Consider the following 19434-nt stretch of genomic DNA (forward strand, 5'->3'; position numbering starts at 1 on the left):
CTTCTTTAGAATGATCCGATTCACAGTGCGAATTCCAGTAAGGATGCCCTCACTTATTGTCGATGATCACTGTTGTGCGTCGGAATCCGTGTTGACAGGCGAGCCATCACGGCGCGCGATCTCGTCGAGGGCGACGATGACCGGCCGCAGCAGCAGCCAGGTCAGCAGTGCTCCGACCGCGAGCAGAGGCAGCCCCATCGCGAGCTTCACGACGCCCAGCGCGACGATGTCGTCGTCGGCGCGCGACTGCAGATAGAGCGGCAGCTGAACGGCAAGACGCAGCACGGCGATGGCGGCCCAGACTCCGGTCGCCAGCGCGCCCGCCCGAAGCAGCAGCCGATTCTCGTGCGCCAGCGAGGCATCCCCGCGCAGCGCACCGACGGCGAGACCGACCAGCGGCCGGCGCACCAACAGCGAGACGAGCAGAGCCAACGCGCTGACCGCATTGATGATCAGCCCGGGAAGATAGTTCTCTGAGGCGCGGCCGGTGACCAGAGCGAACACCGCCCCCAGCGCCACGCCGAAGAGACCGGAGAGCGCCGACTGCAGCGACTCGTGGCGGGCCAGGCGCCAGATCACGAAGACCGCCACCAGCACGAGGCTGGCGCCGACCGCCCACGCCAGCTGTCGGGTGATCGTCTGAATCAGGATGAAGACGACGCCGGGCAGCACCGACTCGGCCAGGCCTCGCACGCCGCCGAGCGACGCCCAAACGGTCTTCGCGTCGAGTGTGTCCTGGTCGAGCAGCTCACGCATTCGCAGGCACGGAGTCTGCGGCGTTCTGCTGCGGCAGGCTCAGCGGCAGCAGCTCGCGCGGCGCACGAGGTTCGGAGCCGCGGCGCACCACGATGGAGCGGAAGAGCGCGTTCACGCGTTCGGCGGTCTCTTCGTTGTCGAGACCTGCGCCGGAGACGACGCCGCGCAGGAACCAGCGCGGACCGTCGACGCCGAGAAAACGCACGACCTGAGTGCCCTCCGGCGTCTGCACCGCGGCGTGCACCTCGAGGCCGAGCTCTCCCTGGAACTCACGGTGCGCGGCCTTCTGCGCACCGAGCTGCTGGGTGATCTGCTCGCGCACTTCGTGCCACAGGCCTTCGCTGCGCGGCGCGGCGAACGCCTGCACCTGCAGCTGGGTGCCCTCGTCTTCGAATGTGACGGCCACCGGTCGCTTGGAGGGCTCTTCCACCTCGACGCGGATGGTGAGTCCTGGCCTAGGCGGCAGCAGGATCGAACCGAAGTCGATCAGCGGCTGAGACGCGGTGAACTCACCGAAGTCGAACGGACCCTGTGCGTCACGGCCTTCGAGCAGCTCTTTCGGCTCGACGAGCTCGTCAGCGTCTGACACGTCGGACGACTCGTCTGTCGCATCCGCGCTCTGCTTCTCGGCAGACTCACGCACGGCATCTTCTGTGTCGACTGCGTCTGCGGTCTGCTGGTCGTCGTGCCGATCGGCACGTGACTTTCTTCCGAACACGTTCGGATCCTTTCAGTTCAAATGGCCTAAGAGGTGCAACGGGGCGCTCAGACGCCGGTCGAGCCGAAACCCTGTGAGGCTCTTGCGCTGCCGGGCAGACGCTCGACCTCGACGAACTCCACATGCTCGAAACGCTGCACGACGAGCTGAGCGATGCGGTCACCCGGTCTGACGGTGAAATCCTGGTCTGACGTGTTGAGCAGAATGACCTTGATCTCGCCACGATAGCCCGCATCGATGGTGCCTGGTGCGTTGAGCACTGTGATTCCGCTGTGCAGAGCGAGGCCGCTGCGGGGATGCACCAGCCCGACGCAGCCCTCGGGCAGAGCGATCGAAAGGCCGGTGCCGATGACTGCCCTCTGTTTGGCGGGCACGGTCGCCGATTCGTTGGAGCAGAGGTCGGCTCCTGCGTCTCCGGGACGTGCGTAAACGGGCGCGGCTGCTCCGGCGAAGAGCACCTGGACGTTAGAATTCACGGTGTCCAGCCTACATGCCCGTGTGCGTGTGGGTCAGCGTATGAAGAACCGGTGACTGATGATTTATCGAGAACGTCTGCGACCTCATGGCGGGGCCTATATCGCGCTGCTGCTGATAATCCCCGCCTTCGCGACGGTCTTCTACAAGGTGAGTCCGGTGACCGGGTTCATCGTCGGCCCGGTGCTCTTCGTGCTCTTCGCCGCCATGAGCTGGCTGGCCTCTCCCCTGATCACGCTGGCCTCCGACCGCCTGACGGTCGGTCGCGCGAGCATTCCGGTCGCGGCTCTGGGCGACCCCGTTGTCTACCGCAGAGGCGATGAAGCCCTCGAACAGATTCGCGGGCAGCTCGACATGCGCGCGTTCGTAGCCTTCAGAGGCGGGGTGGACCTCATCCGGATTCCAGTGATCGACCCAGAGGATCCGACGCCGTACTGGCTGATCGGATCACGGCATGCAGACGAGCTGGCCGCCGAGATCCGGCTGGCTCAGGCGGCGCAGTCTTTGCAGACCGGCCCGAGTGAGCTCTCGTGATCGAACTGCGTGCGGTGCTTCACCAGAAAGCACTCCACGCAGGTGAACTCGTTCTCCTGCGGAGGCAGGACGACGACGTCGAGCTCGGCGTCTGACAGATCGGGTCCGTCGGCCAGCGCGTACTCGCTGGTGTCGTTCTCGTCATCGGCGGTCGTCTTCGGCTTCGACGGGATGCTCTGCTTCAGCGCGTCGAGTGAGTCGGATTCGTCCTCTTGGCGCCGAGGCGCGTCGTAGTCTGTGGCCATGTCTGTGTCCGTTCTGCTTGCTGTGGCGCAGATAGCATGCATCATTGTCTGACGTTTCGCAAACCGTGCGATTCGATTTGGCTCCGGCACGACGCCGCAGAAAACACGGCAAGCCTGCAGACCTCCGGCCTGCGCAGGTGGCAAGATGTCAGGGACAGTGATGAGAGACCGCGAGGAGGCCATGGTGCGCGAGCTGAAATTCGTCGGAACCGAGGACGATCGGCTGCTGCTGGTCGATCCCCAGGGCGAGCAGTTCGCCGTACCGGTGACGCCCGAGCTGAGGCAGGCGATTCGGGTGCGACGCGCCCTTCCCTCCGCAGCACCGCGCAGTGCGCTGCCGGCGCCGCGTGACGTGCAGCAGCTGCTGCGCTCCGGGCTCACCAGCGAACAGGTCGCCGATCACTTCGGCGTCGAGGCGGAGTACATCGCCAAGTTCGAGGCTCCTGTGATCGCCGAGCTGGAGCACATGGTCGACATGGCTCAAGAGGTTCCGCTGCACTTCAACGAAGAGGGCGCAGAGACGTCGACCTTCGGCCACATCATCGCTCACCGACTGGTCAACCGCGGCGCCGAGCACACGATGTGGTCGAGCTGGCGCGAAGACGACGGCCGATGGACCGTTCAGGTCGCGTACACCGCTGATGACGCCGATCGAGCCGCGCGCTGGTTCTTCGATCCTCGCCGTCGCCAGCTGACCCCTGCGAACGAAGAGGCCGATCAGCTCTCAAGCGCACAGGATCTCGAGCCGGTGAAACCGGTGCGGCTGCGCCTGGTCGATGCGGCGACGACTGTCGACACCTTTCCGCTCGAGAGCAGCGAGGAGGACGACGCTGCCGCTGCGGCATCGTCATCGACTCAGATCCCTGATCCGACCACTGCACGCGCCGATGGCGCCCGGCTGTGGGAGAACGCCATACGCACCCGGCATGGTCAGCATGAAGATCGCTCCGAGGCAGACGATTCGGCGGCCGCGCATGACTCCACGAGCGACGTCCAGGCTCGACTCGGCCGCGAGGGACGCAGCGATCGACTTGGTCGGTCGGAGCGTGTGGCGCCGACGGACCACGTCGGGCGCACTGCTGCTGACGGACTTCGCGGCGAACGCCCGAAAGTGCACAGTGAGACCGAAGACCTGCTGCAGGCGCTGCGGCGTCGCCACGACGCCGACAAGAAGCCCGAGGTCGAAGAGACGGCCGGGCTGCGTCCGGCACCGCAGACGCGGCTGCACGTCGTTCCAGAGCAGTTGCCCGACGCCTCCGCGCCGTCCGACGATCAGGCCGATCACACCGCTGCCGCTCCCGACGCAGGCGCCCCGCGCAAGGGTCGGCCGAGTCTGCCGAGCTGGGACGAGATCGTGTTCGGCACCAAGCCGCACGACGAGAAGTAGTCTTGGCGGCGCAGGCGCGTCGCCTCGCTCACCAGCGGATCAGAGGCACCTCGCGCTCCCACCTGCTGAAGCCGCCGTGCTGGCCGACCATGCGCCGTGACGCCTCATCGGCCGGCAGCCCACGATAGATCGCCGCGTGGTCTCCCAGCGCGATCGCTGCGACGTCTCCGAGCCGGTGCCGAGCCATCGCATCCATCGACGGGCCGAGCAGCCCGCTGTCACACAGCTCGGCACGCGTGCACGTGACGAACTCTCCGGTGCCGGCCACGTCGTCCAGATGGCGCTGCAGGTCGAGCGCTGCGGCGGGATGGTCCGTTTCGTCCTTCAGCACCAGCTGCACGCAGCGCGGCTCTCCTGCCGTCGCCAGAATGGATTCGGCTCCCGACCATTCGGCGAGCAGCACGTGGTCGGCCTCGTCGATGTCGAGCATTCCGTGGTCGCCGGTGAGCACGGTGCTCCAGCCGCGGCGCTCGAGACGGGCGTCTGCCGTCACCGCGTCGATCTGCTCGAGCATCTCTGACCAACGAGGTGACTCCCAGCCCCTGCGGTGGCCGATCTTGTCGAGCTCTGGCACGTAGACCTGGACGAGCGACCGCTTCGCATGTCGTCGGATGTCGGCGAGGGCGGCGAACCGGTCTTCGAGATCGTCGGCCGCGACGTAACGCGCGCCACGCAGGGTCGCTGCGCTGAAGCCGCTGTGCTCGTACTCGGCTGGGCCGATGGCGAAGGCCTCGACGTCGACGCCGCTTGCCCGCTCGAACAGGGTCGAGTGCGGCTGCCAGGCCTCTGGAGACATCTCAGGGCCCCAGCCGCTCAGCTGATTGCGCACGATCCCGGCGTCGCGATCGTAGACGCTGTAGCCGACGATGCCGTGCTGCGCCGGGGCGAGGCCGGTCGCCAACGAGGTGAGCGACGCAGCTGTCGTGGTGGGCAGCCGCGCGCTGAGCGGGCGATGCGGATGCTGACGGTCGGCCTGCAACAGGTGGCGCGCGTACCCGGATCGGGCCTGAAGGTTGTGGCTGCCCAACCCGTCGACGAGCACGACGGCGAAGTGATCGCATGCGGGCAGGTCGAGCGTCGAGCGGGTGCGCCGACCCGAGACGGCCTCGAGGCCTTCTCGCGCCACGTCTTCGATGAACGCGGTGTTGTCGGTGGGTGCGGGTAGAATCCGATTCACCGGTACAGTCTCGCACAGCAGGCGCACGACCCCAGGCCGGTGCAGACCGAGCAGGCAGACTGGAGACCATGAGCAGCACCGCGACCGATCAGCCGAAGCAGCGCATCGAAGACATCGACGTCACGACAGAGATGCAGCGCAGCTACGTCGAGTACGCGATGTCGGTGATTCACTCGCGCGCACTGCCGGATGCTCGCGACGGGTTGAAGCCCGTGCAACGGCGCATCCTCTACATGATGCGCGAGATGGGTCTCTCCCCCGACAAGGGTCATGTGAAGTCGGCTCGTGTGGTCGGCGAGGTGATGGGAAAGCTGCATCCTCACGGCGACTCCGCGATCTACGACGCGCTCGTGCGACTCTCGCGTGACTTCGCGATGGAGGTGCCGCTGGTCGACGGTCACGGCAACTTCGGCTCGTTGGACGACGGCCCCGCGGCGTCACGCTACACCGAGGCGCGCCTGACGGCCGCCGCGATGCTGATGACTGACAGTCTCGACGAGAACGTCGTTGACTTCGTACCCAACTACGACAACCAGCTGCAGCAGCCGAGTGTGCTTCCGGCGCCCTTCCCGAACCTGCTGATCAACGGCACGAGCGGCATCGCAGTCGGTATGGCGACGAATATGGCACCGCACAACCCTCGCGAGGCGATCGCGGCGGCTGTGCATCTGCTTCGGCATCCGCATGCCACCGTCGACGACCTCATGCGTCTGCTGCCCGGCCCCGATCTGCCGAGCGGCGGCAGCATCGTCGGCCTGGACGGCGTGCACGACGCATACGAACGCGGCCGCGGCATCTTCACCATGCGTGCCAAGGCGTCAATCGAGCGGGTGAGTGCGCGTCGGCAGGGCATCGTCATCACCGAGCTGCCGTACATGGTCGGCCCCGAGTCGGTCATTCAGAAGATCAAAGACGGTGTGACGGCGAAGAAGCTGCAGGGCATCTCGAACGTGCACGACCTCACCGATCGCAACAACGGCCTGCGCCTGATCATCGACGTCAAGACCGGTTTCTCCCCCGAGGCCGTGCTCTCGTCGCTCTACCGGCACACGCCGCTTGAGACGAACTTCGGCATCAACAACGTCGTGCTGATCGACGGTCGACCACGCACCGTCGGGCTCGTCGAGCTGCTCGGCGTCTACAACGCGCACCGCATCGAGGTCGTGCGACGGCGCAGCCAGCATCGTCTCGACCGGGCGCAGGAACGTCTGCATCTCGTCGAAGGCCTGCTGATCGCGATCGTCGACATCGACGAGGTCATCGCGCTGATCCGCTCCAGCGACGACACCGAGACGGCCCGCGCCCGACTGATGAGCGTCTTCGACCTCAGCCAGCCTCAGGCCGATTACATCCTCGAACTGCGGCTGCGCCGCCTGACGAAGTTCAGCCAGATCGAGCTCGAGGCCGAGCGAGACGACCTGCTGCGACGCATCGAGAAACTCAGCGAGCTGCTGGGCAGCGAACGTCGACTGCGCGACCAAGTGGCTCGCGAACTCGACGAGGTCGCCAAGGTGCTCACCCAGCCGCGCCGCACCGTGCTGCTGACCGAAGACGCCCGCACAGTGGCTGCCGACGTGCCTCTTGAGATTCCTGACGAGCCATGTGCAGTGCTGCTGGGCGCGAATGGCAAGCTGGTGCGCCAAGCGCTCGCAGACGAGCAAGGCGACGACGCTGCTGCCGAGGCTCAGCCGACGGCTGAGCCTGAGATCGTGGCCGAGCCCGCACTCCAGGTCGGAGACCAGCTCGACGGCGGCAGCCGGCGCAGATCAGACGGCCTGGCGGCACGACTTGAGACCACCACACGCTCCGAGCTCGGCGTCGTCACCGACCGAGGCCGCATGCTTCGAGCGTCGGTGCTGGGCATCCCCGCCGGTGCTCCTGGCCTCGTGCAGTTCTCCGGCGGTGTGCGCCCAGAGACGCTCGTGACCCTCGAGAAGGGCGAACGCGTCGTGACGGTGGTGTCTCTCGACGATTCGCGTCCGCTGGCCGTCGGCACCGCCTCCGGTGTGGTCAAGCGTGTGCAGCGAGACGTGCCTGACAAACCCGACTGGGAGATCATCGCACTCAAGAAGGGCGACCGCATCGTCGGTGCGGCACCGGCTGCTGACGATGACGAACTCGTCTTCGTCTCGCGTCAGGCTCAGCTGCTGCACTTCGTCGCGAGCAGCGTGCGCCCTCAAGGGCGCAGTGCACAGGGAATGGCCGGCATGCGACTGGGCGCCGACGATGAGATTCTGTGGTTCGGCGTCATTCCGAAGGCGGTGATCACTGCCGGGCAGGCCACTGTGCTGACCATCGCCAACGATTCGACCGCATTCGCCGACATCGTGCCCGGGTCGGCCAAGATCTCGCCGTTCAGCGAGTTTCCGGCCAAAGGGCGTGGCACCGGCGGGGTGCGGGCACAGAGGATGCTCAAAGGCGAAGACCAGCTCGCACGTGCCTGGGTGGGCGCCGGCGTTCCTCTGGCCTCAGGTGCGAAAGGTGCCGCCGTCGAGCTGCCCCTCACTCTCGTTCGCAGAGACGCGTCCGGCGAAGTGCTGACCTCCCCGGTGCTCACCGTCGGCGGGCACTGCTGACAGGTGCCGACTCAGGCGTCGATGTTCGCGCGATCGATCTCGCCGCTGGCATCCATGATGAATTCGCGGCGAGGATTCACCTCTGAGCCCATCAGCACGTTGAAGACGCCCTCGGCGGCATGCAGGTCGCTCAGCTTGACGCGCCGCAGCAGGCGATGCTGTGGGTCCATCGTCGTCTCGGCGAGCTGATCGGCGTCCATCTCGCCCAGGCCTTTGTACCGCTGAATGGGCTCTTTGTAGGTGCGACCCTGCTTGCGCAGCATCGCGATCTTCTCGTGCAGCTCGTCTTCGGAATATGTGTAGATCGTCTCAGCCGGACGCTTACCCCTGCGCGGCACCACGAGGCGATGCAGGGGCGGCACCGCGGCGAAGACGCGTCCCGCCTCGACCATCGGGCGCATGTAGCGGAAGAAGAGCGTGAGCAGCAGGGTGCGGATGTGTGCGCCGTCGACGTCGGCGTCGCTCATCATGATGATGCGTTCGTAGCGAGCCTGCTCCGGGTCGAAGGTTCGTCCGGAACCTGCGCCGACCACCTGGATGATATTGGCGCACTCGGCGTTGTTCAGCATCTCGGCGACGCTGGCCTTCTGCACGTTCAGTATCTTGCCTCTGATCGGCAGCAGCGCCTGGAACTCGCTGTTGCGTGCCATCTTCGCAGTGCCCAGCGCCGAGTCGCCCTCGACGATGAAGAGCTCGGTCTGATTCGACTCGTTCGATCGGCAGTCAACCAGCTTGGCAGGCAGGCTCGACGACTCCAACGCGTTCTTGCGGCGCAGCGTCTCTTTGTGGGTGCGCGCCGAGACGCGCGACTTCATCTCTGCGACGACCTTCTCGAGCAGCAGGTAGGACTGCGCCTTGTCGTCGCGCTTCTTCGAGGTGAACCGCTCGGTCAGCCCCTTCGAGACGATGCGGCTGACGATCTGGCGTACGGCAGGAGTTCCCAGCACCTCTTTGGTCTGACCCTCGAACTGAGGCTCCGGAACCCGCACGGTCACCACTGCGGTCAGCCCCGCGAGCACGTCGTCTTTCTCGACCTTGTCAGTGCCCGCTTTGAGACGGCGCGAGTTCGTGGCAACCTGTGCGCGCAGCGTCTTCAGCAGCGCCTGCTCGAAGCCGGTCTGGTGGGTGCCCCCCTTGGGCGTCGCGATGATGTTCACGAACGACTTGACCGTCGTGTCGTAGCCGGTTCCCCACCGCAGAGCCACATCGACGTGACAGGTGCGCTCGACCTCGGTGTCGATCATCTCTCCGCCGTCGCCGAGCACAGGAACGGTCTCGGTGAAGTCGCCGTCGCCCTCGATGCGCCAGGTGTCGGTCACCGCCGTGTCGGCACCGAGGTAGTCGACGAACTCGCTGATGCCGCCGTCGAAGCGGAAGCGCTCCTCGGCGACCTCCTCGCTGCGTTCGTCGTTCAGCGCCAGCTCGAGTCCGGGCACCAGAAACGCCGTCTGCCGGGCCCGATCCTCGAGGTCTGCGAGGCTGAATCGCGACCCCTTCGTGAAGATCTGCGGGTCTGCCCAATACCGAATTCGCGTGCCGGTGACGCCCTTGCACACTTTGCCGACGACACGCAGCCGATCAGCCGAGGCGGCATCCGCCAGCGGCGTGAACGGCGATTTCGGGCCGATGCCCTGAGCATCGTCGAAGAAGCCGGGCGTGCCCCGATGAAACGAGAGCTGCCAGGTCTTGCCGTCGCGATCGACCTGCACATCGAGACGTTCGCTCAGTGCGTTGACCACCGAGGCGCCCACGCCATGCAGACCCCCGGAGCTGGCGTATGACCCACCCCCGAACTTGCCGCCGGCATGCAGCTTCGTGAGCACGACCTCGACGCCGCTGAGCCCGGTCTTGGGCTCGATGTCGACCGGGATGCCGCGACCGTGGTCGCGAACCTCGATGCTCTCGTCGTCGTGGACGACGATCTCGATCGACTCGCCGAACCCGCCGAGCGCCTCGTCGACCGAATTGTCGATGATCTCCCAGAGGCAGTGCATGAGCCCGCGTGAATCGGTCGAGCCGATGTACATGCCGGGCCGCTTGCGCACAGCCTCGAGACCTTCGAGAACTGAGAGCTGACTGGCCGAATAGTCTGCCGCCGCCACCGCTTTACTCCAAGTAGTCGCGCAGGGCCTGCGAACGCGACGGGTGGCGCAGCTTGGCCATGGTCTTCGACTCGATCTGGCGAATGCGCTCGCGGGTGACGCCGAAGGTGTCGCCGATCTGGTCGAGAGTCTTGGGCATCCCGTCGCCCAGGCCGAAGCGCATGCGGATGACGCCCGCCTCGCGCTCGCTCAGTGAGTCGAGCAGGCTCTCGAGCTGCTGCTGCAGCATTGTGAAGCCCACGGCGTCAGCCGGCACGACGGCGTCGGTGTCTTCGATCAGGTCACCGAACTCGGAGTCGCCGTCTTCGCCCAGAGGGGTGTGCAGCGAGATGGGCTCGCGGCCGTACTTCTGTACCTCGACCACTTTCTCAGGCGTCATGTCGAGCTCTTCGGCGAGCTCCTCGGGCGTGGGCTCGCGGCCGAGATCCTGCAGCATCTGGCGCTGCACGCGGGCCAGCTTGTTGATGACCTCGACCATGTGCACGGGAATGCGGATGGTGCGCGCCTGGTCGGCCATGGCGCGAGTGATGGCCTGACGAATCCACCAAGTGGCGTAGGTCGAGAACTTGAAACCCTTGGTGAAGTCGAACTTCTCGACGGCGCGGATCAGGCCGAGGTTGCCCTCTTGGATGAGGTCGAGGAACTGCATGCCACGACCGGTGTAGCGTTTGGCGAGGCTGACGACCAGGCGCAGGTTGGCGCCCAACAGGTGGTTCTTCGCCTTGGTGCCATCGCGTGACACCCATTTGAGCTCGCGGCGTTCAGCCGGGCTGTAGTGCTTCTTGAGCTCGCCGGCCTCGTCGCGGCGCAGAAGCTCCTGTGCGTAGAGGCCAGCCTCAATGCGCTTGGCCAGCTGAACCTCTTGCACGGCGTTGAGCAGCGCGACCTTGCCGATCTGCTTGAGGTAGTCCTTGACCGGGTCGACGGTCGCGCCGGTGATCGCGGTCGAGATCGACGGGACTTCTTCCTCCTCCTTCATCGAGAGCACGTAGCCCCCGCTCGGCAGATTCGAGGGCTTCGACTTGGCTGGGGCGGCCTCGTGATCGGCTGTGGCGCTGCCGGCTGCAGGCTTCGTGTCGACGCTTGACTCTCCGCTCGTCGTCACAGCGTCAGCGGATGCTGCGGTCGCCTTGGCCGAATCGGCCTTGGCTCTGCTTGGGGCCTTCTTCTTGGCCGCCGTCTGTCGTGCGGAGGTCTTTGCGGCGGGCTCTGACGCGGCAGCCTTTGCGGTGGTCTTCTTCGCCGTCGTCTTGGCGGTGCCGGACTTGGCGGCCGTGGCCCGGCTGGGCTCGGTCTTCGTGCTGCCGGACTTGCTGCTGTCGGTCTTGGCTGTCGCAGCCTTCGTCGTGGAGGCCTTCGCCCGTGTCGTCTTCTTCGCTGTGGAGCGTTTCGCTCCGGTGGTCGCAGACGCTGAAGCAGTGCTCGTCTTTCTGGCAGCGGCCTTCTTGGCCGTCGTCTGTTTCTCGTCGGCCGCTGGGGCCGTGGACGCACTCTTCTTCTCAGCCACTGGCTTCGAACCTTCCTGATCAACGCGCACTCGAACAACCCATTATCGCACGGGTTGGCCAGCAGGCATGTATCCCCGCCGATTGTGTACAACATTGCGCCGAGTGCCGCTATTCCCGACTTATTGCCGGGCCGCTCGAAGAGAATCGTGATGCTTTCGTGATTCGAAACCGGGGTACGATCGGGGCGGCGCGTCGCAGGTCGTGGGTACAATCGACGACGTGACCTCGAAGACTGCCCAGCCTGCCACAGCACTCATCACCGGTGCTGACGCCGGTGTGGGGCGCAGCGCCGCAGCGGCACTCGCCGAAGCAGGCCTCGCGGTGACCCTCGCGGGCCGCTCGAAGACACGACTAGACCGCGTCGCCGACGAGATCCGCGAACAGAAGCCCAACGCCCAGGTCGATGTGCTTGAGTTCGATCTGGCTTCGATCAGCGAGATCAAAGAGGCGGCCGCAGAGTATCTGGTCAGCCACGACCCCTGGAGCGCACTGCTGAATCTCGCCGAGGTCTCCGGAATCGGCCGGCGCGTGCTGACCGAAGACGGCTTCGAGTGGAACTTCGGCGTGAACTTCCTCGGCCATTTCGCTCTGACCGGTCTACTGCTGCCCGGAGCGGCTCAGCAGGCCAAGGTCGTCTCACTCACGTCGGCACGCTACCGTTCGACCAGCATCCGCTTCCATGATCTGCGCTTCGACAACGGCTACAAGGGTTCGCGAGCCTTCGCGCAGAGCAAGCGAGCACAACTGCTCTTCGCCCGTGAGCTCGATCGGCGATGCCGCAGCACTCGCGCGCGCCAGTACCCGCATGGGGTTCGGTCGGTCGCGCTGCAGCGTGAGCCGTTGCTCGCGAACCGACTGACGCATCCGCTGCGCCGCTTCGGCCCATCGCTCGACCAGATCGCCGGCGAGGCGGCTGCCCAGTTGGTCATCGACGATCATGGCAATGGCGGCGAGCTGTTCGCACCTGCAGTCGCTGCCGATCACTCGGGCTATCCAGTCCGGGTGACGGGGCTGCAGCTGCCCGAAGAGCAGACCGAGGCCAAGCGTCTGTGGCGAATCTCCGACCAGCTCACCCGCGTGACGTGGTAGTCGTGAGTCGCTCTGCGACTTGATGACCGTTGATATGCGTGACCGGTGATATCAGACGATCGGCGGCAGGCCGTTGTCAGAGCCGTCGCCGTCGTTCGAGCGCTTGCCGCTGTCCTGGTGCTTGGCGAGGAAGCTCTCGAACTCGGCGCCGATCTCGTCGGCGCTGGGCACATCGGTCTGGTCGAGGGTCGGCGCGCGTGAGGCGAGATACTCGTCGTGACGTTCTTCGAGGTTCTGCACCATGGTCTGCAATTCGTCGCTCTCACTCACCTGCTCGTCGAGCTTCGTGAGAAACTCCTTCGCCTGGTCGCGCAGCTCGTCCGTGGGCAGTGCGAGCCCTGTGGCCACGGCGACGCGCTCTGTCGCGGCCACCGCTGCTGGCGGGCACTCGGTCTCGGCGAGGTAGTGCGGTGTCAGCATGACGAAGCCGGTCACCTCGTAGCCGGCTTCGCTCAGACGGTTCTCGAGCATGTGCAGTACGCTGGCGGGCATCGTCGTGGTGGGCTGCCAGACGCCGAACTGATCGATCATGTCGCGCCGAGTGCCCGAAACAGCGGTGCCGATCGGCCTCGTGTGCGGAACCGGCATGGGAATCGAATGCACCCAGGTGACCTCTGAGACCTCGAGGTCGTCGAGCAGCGCCACCAAGTCGTCGAGGAAGGCCAGCCAGCGGAAGTCGGGCTCGAAGCCTCGCAGCAGATAGAAAGGCGCGCCCGTCTGGTCGTGCACGAGCTCCAGCGTGAGCGACGGCACAGTGATCTCGGTGATGTGGTCGACCACCAGCTGGGCGACCGGTCGCCGCGACCGGTAGTCGAGCAGATCGTCGGGATCGAATTCCACGATCGTCTCAGGCTGCAGGCGAGACATCAGGTTCTCGGTGAACACTTCGACGACCGAGCCGGCATCGGCATACCCCTTCAACGCGGCGACGAGCGGGATGCCGCGGGGCAGATCCTGCAACTGAGCGCGCAGCGTATAGAGGGGATGACGGAAAGACATGTGGCGATTCTACCGGTTGACGGGCGCCGATCGGCCGGTTGGGTGTTCGCCCGCAGCGCACGAAATCATACGGCCGGATGCGGTGGGAGTCAGCTCTCGACTCGGTATCGAATACGACCGGCCGTGCGGCTGCGTCATGTCCTGACAGTCATGGCGCTCGTAGTAGGCTCGATGCAGGAAGCGGAGTGCCTCCCCCTCAACACTGCGGAACGCAAGGAGCGAAACTTGTCTGAGCATGAATTTGACCTCGTGGTTCTCGGCGGCGGCAGTGGCGGTTACGCCGCTGCGCTGCGGGCACGCGAACTGGGCAGCACCGTTGCTCTCATCGAGAAAGACAAGCTCGGCGGCACCTGTCTGCACCGTGGCTGCGTGCCGACGAAGGCACTGCTGCACACGGCTGAGATCGCCGACGAGGTGCGCACCGCTGGGAAGTACGGCATCGAGGCCGCACTGCAGGGCGTCGACATCCAAGGCGTCAACTCGTTTCGTGCGGGCATCATCTCGTCCAAGTTCAAGGGCCTGCAGGGGCTGGTCAAGGCTCGAGGCGTCGAAGTCGTCGCCGGCGAGGGGCGCCTGACCGATGCGCACACGGTCACGGTCGGCTCTGAGACCTATCGGGGCAAGAACGTCGTCCTGGCCACGGGGTCGTACTCGAAGTCGCTTCCCGGTCTCGAGATCGGCGGGCGCATCATCACATCAGAACAGGCGCTGGAGCTCACCGAGATTCCCAAGCGCGTGATCGTGCTCGGCGGCGGCGTGATCGGCGTCGAGTTCGCAAGCGTGTGGAACTCTTGGGGCGCCGACGTCACGATCGTCGAAGGCTTCGACCATCTGGTGCCCAACGAAGAGCTGTCGATCAGCAAGTACCTGGAGCGCGTCTACAAGCAGCGTGGCATCAAGCAGCACCTCGGCGTGCGCTTCAAACAGGCCGCTCAGACGACCACTGGCGTCACAGTCACCCTCGAAGACGGCACCTCACTCGAGGCTGACTATCTGCTCGTCGCCGTCGGACGCGGCCCCGTCACGCAGAACATGGGCTTCGAAGAGGTCGGGGTCACCCTCGATCGTGGCTTCGTGCCCGTCGACGAGACGCTGCAGACGAGCGTTCCCGGCGTCTACGCCGTCGGTGATATCGTTCCGGGCCTGCAGCTCGCCCATCGTGCGTACCAGCAGGGCATCTTCGTCGCCGAGCAGATCGCGGGTCTCCACCCAGTTCCGGTCGCAGACGTCAACGTGCCGAAGGTCACCTACTGCGAGCCTCAGGTCTTCTCTGTCGGTCTGACCGAGGCGAAGGCCAAGGCGGAGTTCGGCGACGACCAGGTCAGCGCCTACGAATACAACCTCGCAGGCAATGCGAAGAGCTCGATTCTCGGCACAGGCGGCTTCGTGAAGCTCGTGCGCCGCGTCGACGGGCCGATCGTAGGCGTTCACGGCATCGGCGGCCGGCTCGGCGAACTGGTCGGCGAGGCGCAGCTCATCGTCAACTGGGAGGCCTACCCTGAAGACGTCGCCCAGCTCATCCATGCGCACCCCACGCAGACTGAGACCATCGGCGAGGCCGCCCTGTACCTGGCCGGCAAACCACTCCACGCCATCTAGACTGATCGACCAGAACCAACAAGGAGACACCACATATGAGTGAGCAGATCGTACTTCCGGCTCTGGGCGAGTCGGTCACCGAGGGCACCGTCACCCGCTGGCTGAAGCAGGTCGGCGACCACGTCGAGGTGGACGAGCCGCTGCTGGAGGTGTCGACGGACAAGGTCGACACCGAGGTACCCTCCCCCATCTCAGGCACACTGCAGCAGATTCTCGTACAGGAAGACGAGACCGTCGAGGTCGGCGCCGTACTTGCAGTCGTCGGTGACGGGCCAGCGGCTGAGGCTCCTGCACAGACAGAAGCCGCACCCGCCAAGTCGCAGCCCGAGCCCGCTCCCGAAGCGCCCGCCGCCGCACCCGCACCCGCACAAGCGGAAGCCTCCGCCGCTGCGCCTGCTGCAGGTGCGTCTGCCACAGGCGAGCAGATCGTGCTTCCGGCTCTGGGCGAGTCGGTCACCGAGGGCACCGTCACCCGCTGGCTGAAGCAGGTCGGCGACCACGTAGACGAAGACGAGCCGCTGCTGGAGGTCTCGACGGACAAGGTCGACACCGAGGTGCCCTCCCCCATCTCAGGCACACTGCAGCAGATTCTCGTGCAGGAGGACGAGACCGTCGAGGTCGGCGCCGTGCTTGCCGTCGTCGGTGACGGTGCCGCTCCGGCCGCTGAGCCTGCTGCGGCCGAAGCCGCACCGGCTCCGGAAGCGGCACCGGCTCCGGAAGCGGCACCTGCACCGGAGGCGGCACCTGCTCCGCAGCCCGAGCCAGCCACCTCGTCCGCCGCGCCGCAGCCGGAGTCGGCGCCTGCAGCCGCGACTGAGACCGAGCCTGCTTCGCCGGCTCCGGCCGCAGAGCAGAGCTCGGCAGAGCGTCGCAGCGGTCAGGTCGCCGCGCTCAGCGGACACGCCTATGTGACCCCTATCGTGCGCAAGCTCGCATCGCGTCTCGGCATCGATCTCGACCAGGTCACCGGAACCGGCGTCGGCGGACGCATCCGCAAGGAGGACGTGCTCAACGCGCAGGCGGCCCAGGCCACTCAGCCCTCACCCGCCTCGACGGCTGCGGCCTCGTCTGCTCCTGAGCCGAAGCGCGGCTATGAGCTGCCGAAGCCTTCAGACCTTCGCGGTCAGCGCGTCCCGCTGTCACGTCTGCGCCAGGTGCTCGCCCGCAACCTGGTGCATTCGATGCAGACCGCGGCACAGCTCACCTCGGTGGTCGAGGTCGACCTGACTGCTGTCGCCTCGTTCCGGCAGCAGCACAAGGCTGAGTTCCAGCAGAAGACCGGACAGAAGCTGTCGTACCTCCCGTTCTTCGCATATGCCGTGGCTCAGGCGCTGCCGGCTCACCCCGCTGTCAACGCGTCGATCGACGGTGACGAAGTGGTGTACCACGATCGCGAGAACATCGCGTTCGCCGTCGACACCGAGAAAGGTCTCTACGCGCCAGTCGTGCACGACGCAGGCAAGCAGAGCCTCGCTGACTTGGCGAAGAGCATCGCAGAGGTCGCCGAGCGCTCACGCGTCGGCTCACTGAAGCCTGATGACGTCGTCGGCGGAACGTTCACCATTACGAACACCGGCTCACGCGGTTCGCTGCTCGACACCCCGATCTTCTCGCTGCCGCAGTCGGCGATCCTCGGGACCGGTGCCGTCACCAAGCAGCCGCGCGTGCTGACCGTCGACGGTCAAGACGTCATCGCGATTCGTTCGGTGGCGTACCTGAGCCTCTCGTACGATCACCGCATCATCGACGGAGCAGACGCCGCTCGGTTCCTCGGTGAGGTCAAGGCAATCGTCGAACAGGCTGACTTCTCGTCAGCACTCGGCATCTGACCCTGACCGGGAACCAGACCCCGACTGAAGCTCCCTGACTGTCAGGGGGCGAAGAGCGCGAAGAGCATGGCCACGGCTACCACAGCCGTGGCCATTGCTTTTGGCGTCAGGAGTCGCAGAAGGAGCGGCTGGGTGGAGAGATCCTCGCTGACCGCCCGCGCACGACGTTCGCACCAGTCCACGCCGAGCTGCAGCTGTGCGTCACAACGACCGAGCAGCGTTTGGAGCCGGCCCAGCAGCGTGGCGAGACCGACCAGCCGACCAGCCGTCCCGCGACGGCGTGCACGGTCTTTCTGCGCCTGCTTCGCCGACCTCGGCGCCGACCCGCCCGCCTGCTTCGCGACCCGCTCCGTCTTCGGACGGCGGAGCCTGCGCCTTCTTCCGGGCTTCGAGCGATGAGACTGTCGAACGCGAAGCTCGGCAGCCTCGACGGTGCGACCGACCGGCAGCAGTCGAGCCTGAGAGAGGCATCGGCTGCGCAGAAAGGCCTCACGCAGCGGGACGCCGAGTTCGATCATGTCGAAGAGCTGCTGCAACTCGCCATCCGCCTCGTGAGCGTCGGGCCGCTCGGAACAGCTCGCGGCAAGATGCGTCAGGAGCGCTCTGACCAGGGCGAGATCAGACGAATCGAACTGCCGGAAGCCTGCAGGTCTCAGCGCGTCGCGAGCGTCCAGCCGAATGCGCCCGACCGAGTCGATTGCGAGATCGTCGGCGTCGAGTGATGCACACCTCCAGCCGTTCTGAGCCAGATAGTGCAGGGCGCTGAGCACTGCGAGAGCGATGTGGAACAGATGTGCGGACTGCAGCGGCCGTCTCGTCAGGACTTCGTTCAGCGTCCCAACGGTCGACGAGAGCAGAAGCAGGACTCCTTCGGCGCGATCGGGCTTCATGACTGCGTGCCGGTCTCTCGCCGCAGGCGTGCCGTGCGTGCTCACCGCCTCAGCGCTGCGCAGATGAGGATGACGCAGAAACCCATAGACCTGATGCTGCGCTGAACCGGGGGCGACCATGATCTCCGGGGCGTGCGCCACGTTCATCGTGACCTGCCCAAGGCAGACTCGGAACGCCACCAGGCAGAGGACGAGCGGTGCGCAGGAACTGTGACGAATGGCATGCCCCCACTTCACACCGATCGCAGTTCCCGCGGCACCTTCCGCGTGGGCATGTGCATCCCGATGACGACGTTGTCGGGCTGTGCAGAGACCGGATTCGCGGTATTGCGTGATGGCAATCTGCGGAGTGCCCACGGCATCCCCCGATTCTCGGTATTCTAGAAAGCATGTCCAAGACCAAGTCCTCCACGAAATCACCAGGGCGCCTGAAGCAGCTCTGGCAGGTGCTCACCATGACGGTGAAAGCCGACAAAAGCACGATCGGCTGGCTGCTGCTGGCGTTCCTCGGCCCACTGTTCGTGGGCATCGTCATCGCCGTGCTGATCAGCCGGGACAACGTCTTCGGACTGATCGCCTGGATTCTGCTGGGCCTGCTCACCGGCATCCTGGTCGCGCTGATCGTGCTCGGGCGTCGGGCTGAAGCAGTCGCCTACACTCAGATCGAGGGCAAGCCCGGTGCGGTCGGCGCCGTGCTGCGCTCCACTCTGAAGCGCTCCTGGCAGGGCTCCGAGCTGCCTGTCGCGGTGAACCCGCGCACGCAGGACGCCGTCTACCGTGCGATCGGTCGCCCGGGCATCGTGCTCATCGGCGAGGGAGACGCCACTCGCGTGCAGCGTCTGCTGAACGACGAGCAGGTTAAGATTCGTCGAGTCGTTCCGAACATCGACGTCAACCGCATCGTCGTCGGAGACGGCTCGGACGGCACTGTTCGACTGCGCCAGATCAATCGTCGACTCGCGAAGTTCAAGCCCCGGCTCACCCGTGCCGAGGTGGCAGCCGTCGCGAATCGACTCACCTCGCTCGAACACGGATACGGTGTGCCGAAGGGCATGGATCCGAACAAGGTGCGCCCGAGCCACAAAGGTCAGCGCTGAGCCGTTCTGCCAGCTAAGACGACGGCCGTTCCGGCTGCACGATCGTGCGCCGGGCGGCCGTCTTTGCCCCATACCAGCCCCGGCACGAAGAGGGCGAGCAACACGGTGCGAATGAGCACCTGGAGGACTCCAGGGCGACCGGCGTTGGCGACGTTGACCACGCGCATGCCGAAGACGAGATGCCCGAACCCCATGCCCAAGGTCGACACGAGGGTCAGCTGCATGACGACCCAGACTGCCATTGTGACCATTCCGTTGCCATGAGCGAAGGCCCAAGAGATCAGGGTGGCGATCCCCCAGTCGAGCCCGAGGCCGAGCAGTCGTCTTGGCAGACCGGCCAACGCGTCGCTGGGCACCGCCGATGAGGGATCGATCGATTCTGACGACGAATTCGGGGAGTTGTTCTGCATCCCACGATTCTAGTCAACCGAGCGCGCCTCGTAACATGCGCGAA

At 65.7% G+C, this 19434-nt stretch carries 17 protein-coding genes; 7 read left to right on the plus strand and 10 right to left on the minus strand.

The window, feature by feature from the left end; translation table 11 throughout:
• Positions 1 to 66: 66 nt before the first annotated feature.
• From F8O09_RS01650 to dut, 3 genes are read right to left on the minus strand one after another with little or no spacing between them, the layout of a single operon-like run.
• Complete coding sequence (locus F8O09_RS01650; RefSeq protein WP_158053710.1) at positions 67 to 756, minus strand: DUF3159 domain-containing protein; 690 nt, start codon at positions 754 to 756, stop codon at positions 67 to 69.
• Positions 749 to 1474: a DUF3710 domain-containing protein gene (locus tag F8O09_RS01655; RefSeq protein ID WP_158031459.1), complete on the minus strand. Its 726-nt coding sequence runs from the start codon at positions 1472 to 1474 to the stop codon at positions 749 to 751. The genes F8O09_RS01650 and F8O09_RS01655 overlap by 8 nt, the downstream gene beginning before the upstream one ends.
• A 47-nt stretch (positions 1475 to 1521) precedes the next feature.
• On the minus strand, positions 1522 to 1950 hold the full coding sequence (dut, locus tag F8O09_RS01660) for a dUTP diphosphatase (RefSeq protein WP_158053711.1): 429 nt from the start codon (positions 1948 to 1950) through the stop codon (positions 1522 to 1524).
• Between the two features lie 58 nt (positions 1951 to 2008).
• Here dut and F8O09_RS01665 point away from each other — a divergent pair, with 58 nt between their 5' ends.
• Positions 2009 to 2482: a DUF3093 domain-containing protein gene (locus F8O09_RS01665; protein ID WP_158053712.1), complete on the plus strand. Its 474-nt coding sequence runs from the start codon at positions 2009 to 2011 to the stop codon at positions 2480 to 2482.
• Here F8O09_RS01665 and F8O09_RS01670 read toward each other — a convergent pair.
• A complete protein-coding gene (locus F8O09_RS01670; RefSeq protein ID WP_158031456.1) occupies positions 2437 to 2727 on the minus strand; it encodes a DUF4193 family protein in 291 nt (96 codons plus the stop codon). The genes F8O09_RS01665 and F8O09_RS01670 overlap by 46 nt on opposite strands.
• 160 nt (positions 2728 to 2887) lie before the next feature.
• Here F8O09_RS01670 and sepH point away from each other — a divergent pair, with 160 nt between their 5' ends.
• The gene (gene sepH / locus F8O09_RS01675) at positions 2888 to 4114 is read left to right on the plus strand and encodes a septation protein SepH (protein ID WP_192497512.1); all 1227 of its coding nucleotides are present in this window, start codon (positions 2888 to 2890) and stop codon (positions 4112 to 4114) included.
• Between the two features lie 28 nt (positions 4115 to 4142).
• Here the strand turns inward: sepH and F8O09_RS01680 are convergent, their stop codons facing one another.
• Complete coding sequence (locus tag F8O09_RS01680) at positions 4143 to 5291, minus strand: alkaline phosphatase family protein (protein ID WP_192497513.1); 1149 nt, start codon at positions 5289 to 5291, stop codon at positions 4143 to 4145.
• A gap of 68 nt (positions 5292 to 5359) precedes the next feature.
• Between F8O09_RS01680 and F8O09_RS01685 the strand changes: the two genes are divergently transcribed.
• A complete protein-coding gene (locus F8O09_RS01685; protein WP_158053715.1) occupies positions 5360 to 7867 on the plus strand; it encodes a DNA topoisomerase (ATP-hydrolyzing) subunit A in 2508 nt (835 codons plus the stop codon).
• Between the two features lie 11 nt (positions 7868 to 7878).
• Here F8O09_RS01685 and F8O09_RS01690 read toward each other — a convergent pair whose 3' ends face one another.
• Positions 7879 to 9969, minus strand: coding sequence for a DNA gyrase/topoisomerase IV subunit B (locus F8O09_RS01690; RefSeq protein ID WP_158053716.1), 2091 nt, complete (start codon positions 9967 to 9969; stop codon positions 7879 to 7881).
• A 4-nt stretch (positions 9970 to 9973) separates the two neighbouring features.
• Positions 9974 to 11476, minus strand: coding sequence for an RNA polymerase sigma factor (locus F8O09_RS01695; RefSeq protein WP_158053717.1), 1503 nt, complete (start codon positions 11474 to 11476; stop codon positions 9974 to 9976).
• A 220-nt stretch (positions 11477 to 11696) separates the two neighbouring features.
• Between F8O09_RS01695 and F8O09_RS01700 the strand changes: the two genes are divergently transcribed.
• Positions 11697 to 12566: an SDR family NAD(P)-dependent oxidoreductase gene (locus F8O09_RS01700; protein WP_192496696.1), complete on the plus strand. Its 870-nt coding sequence runs from the start codon at positions 11697 to 11699 to the stop codon at positions 12564 to 12566.
• A gap of 51 nt (positions 12567 to 12617) precedes the next feature.
• On the opposite strand, the gene F8O09_RS01705 is transcribed toward F8O09_RS01700, so the two are convergent.
• Positions 12618 to 13565, minus strand: a complete 948-nt coding sequence (locus F8O09_RS01705) for a proteasome assembly chaperone family protein (RefSeq protein ID WP_158053718.1) — start codon at positions 13563 to 13565, stop codon at positions 12618 to 12620.
• A gap of 225 nt (positions 13566 to 13790) precedes the next feature.
• Between F8O09_RS01705 and lpdA the strand changes: the two genes are divergently transcribed.
• Both lpdA and sucB read left to right on the plus strand, forming a co-directional pair.
• Positions 13791 to 15164, plus strand: coding sequence for a dihydrolipoyl dehydrogenase (gene lpdA, locus F8O09_RS01710; protein ID WP_158053719.1), 1374 nt, complete (start codon positions 13791 to 13793; stop codon positions 15162 to 15164).
• Between the two features lie 35 nt (positions 15165 to 15199).
• Entirely contained in the window at positions 15200 to 16993 is a 1794-nt protein-coding gene (gene sucB, locus F8O09_RS01715) for a 2-oxoglutarate dehydrogenase, E2 component, dihydrolipoamide succinyltransferase (protein WP_158053720.1), read from the plus strand.
• Positions 16994 to 17034: 41 nt separating this feature from the next.
• Here sucB and F8O09_RS01720 read toward each other — a convergent pair whose 3' ends face one another.
• Positions 17035 to 18030 carry a hypothetical protein gene (locus F8O09_RS01720; RefSeq protein WP_158053721.1) on the minus strand — a complete coding sequence of 332 codons (996 nt, stop codon included), beginning with the start codon at positions 18028 to 18030 and terminating at the stop codon, positions 17035 to 17037.
• Between the two features lie 242 nt (positions 18031 to 18272).
• Here F8O09_RS01720 and F8O09_RS01725 point away from each other — a divergent pair, with 242 nt between their 5' ends.
• Entirely contained in the window at positions 18273 to 18980 is a 708-nt protein-coding gene (locus F8O09_RS01725; protein WP_158053722.1) for a DUF4191 domain-containing protein, read from the plus strand.
• Here the strand turns inward: F8O09_RS01725 and F8O09_RS01730 are convergent.
• Positions 18971 to 19390, minus strand: a complete 420-nt coding sequence (locus tag F8O09_RS01730) for an RDD family protein (protein ID WP_158037971.1) — start codon at positions 19388 to 19390, stop codon at positions 18971 to 18973. The two genes, F8O09_RS01725 and F8O09_RS01730, sit on opposite strands and share 10 nt — an antisense overlap.
• Between the last annotated feature and the right edge of the window lie 44 nt (positions 19391 to 19434).

It is taken from the genome of Pseudoclavibacter sp. CFCC 11306 (assembly GCF_008831235.1).
GTDB lineage: Bacteria > Actinomycetota > Actinomycetes > Actinomycetales > Microbacteriaceae > Pseudoclavibacter_A.

Excerpts from the sequence above, each read along its gene's own strand:
- F8O09_RS01650 (WP_158053710.1), bottom strand. The coding sequence starts at position 756 with ATGCGTGAGCTGCTCGACCAGGACACACTCGACGCGAAGACCGTTTGG.
- F8O09_RS01665 (WP_158053712.1), top strand. The coding sequence starts at position 2,009 with ATGATTTATCGAGAACGTCTGCGACCTCATGGCGGGGCCTATATCGCG.
- F8O09_RS01670 (WP_158031456.1), bottom strand. The coding sequence starts at position 2,727 with ATGGCCACAGACTACGACGCGCCTCGGCGCCAAGAGGACGAATCCGAC.
- sepH (WP_192497512.1), top strand. The coding sequence starts at position 2,888 with ATGAGAGACCGCGAGGAGGCCATGGTGCGCGAGCTGAAATTCGTCGGA.
- F8O09_RS01685 (WP_158053715.1), top strand. The coding sequence starts at position 5,360 with ATGAGCAGCACCGCGACCGATCAGCCGAAGCAGCGCATCGAAGACATC.
- F8O09_RS01705 (WP_158053718.1), bottom strand. The coding sequence starts at position 13,565 with ATGTCTTTCCGTCATCCCCTCTATACGCTGCGCGCTCAGTTGCAGGAT.
- sucB (WP_158053720.1), top strand. The coding sequence starts at position 15,200 with ATGAGTGAGCAGATCGTACTTCCGGCTCTGGGCGAGTCGGTCACCGAG.
- F8O09_RS01720 (WP_158053721.1), bottom strand. The coding sequence starts at position 18,030 with ATGAACGTGGCGCACGCCCCGGAGATCATGGTCGCCCCCGGTTCAGCG.
- F8O09_RS01725 (WP_158053722.1), top strand. The coding sequence starts at position 18,273 with ATGTCCAAGACCAAGTCCTCCACGAAATCACCAGGGCGCCTGAAGCAG.
- F8O09_RS01730 (WP_158037971.1), bottom strand. The coding sequence starts at position 19,390 with ATGCAGAACAACTCCCCGAATTCGTCGTCAGAATCGATCGATCCCTCA.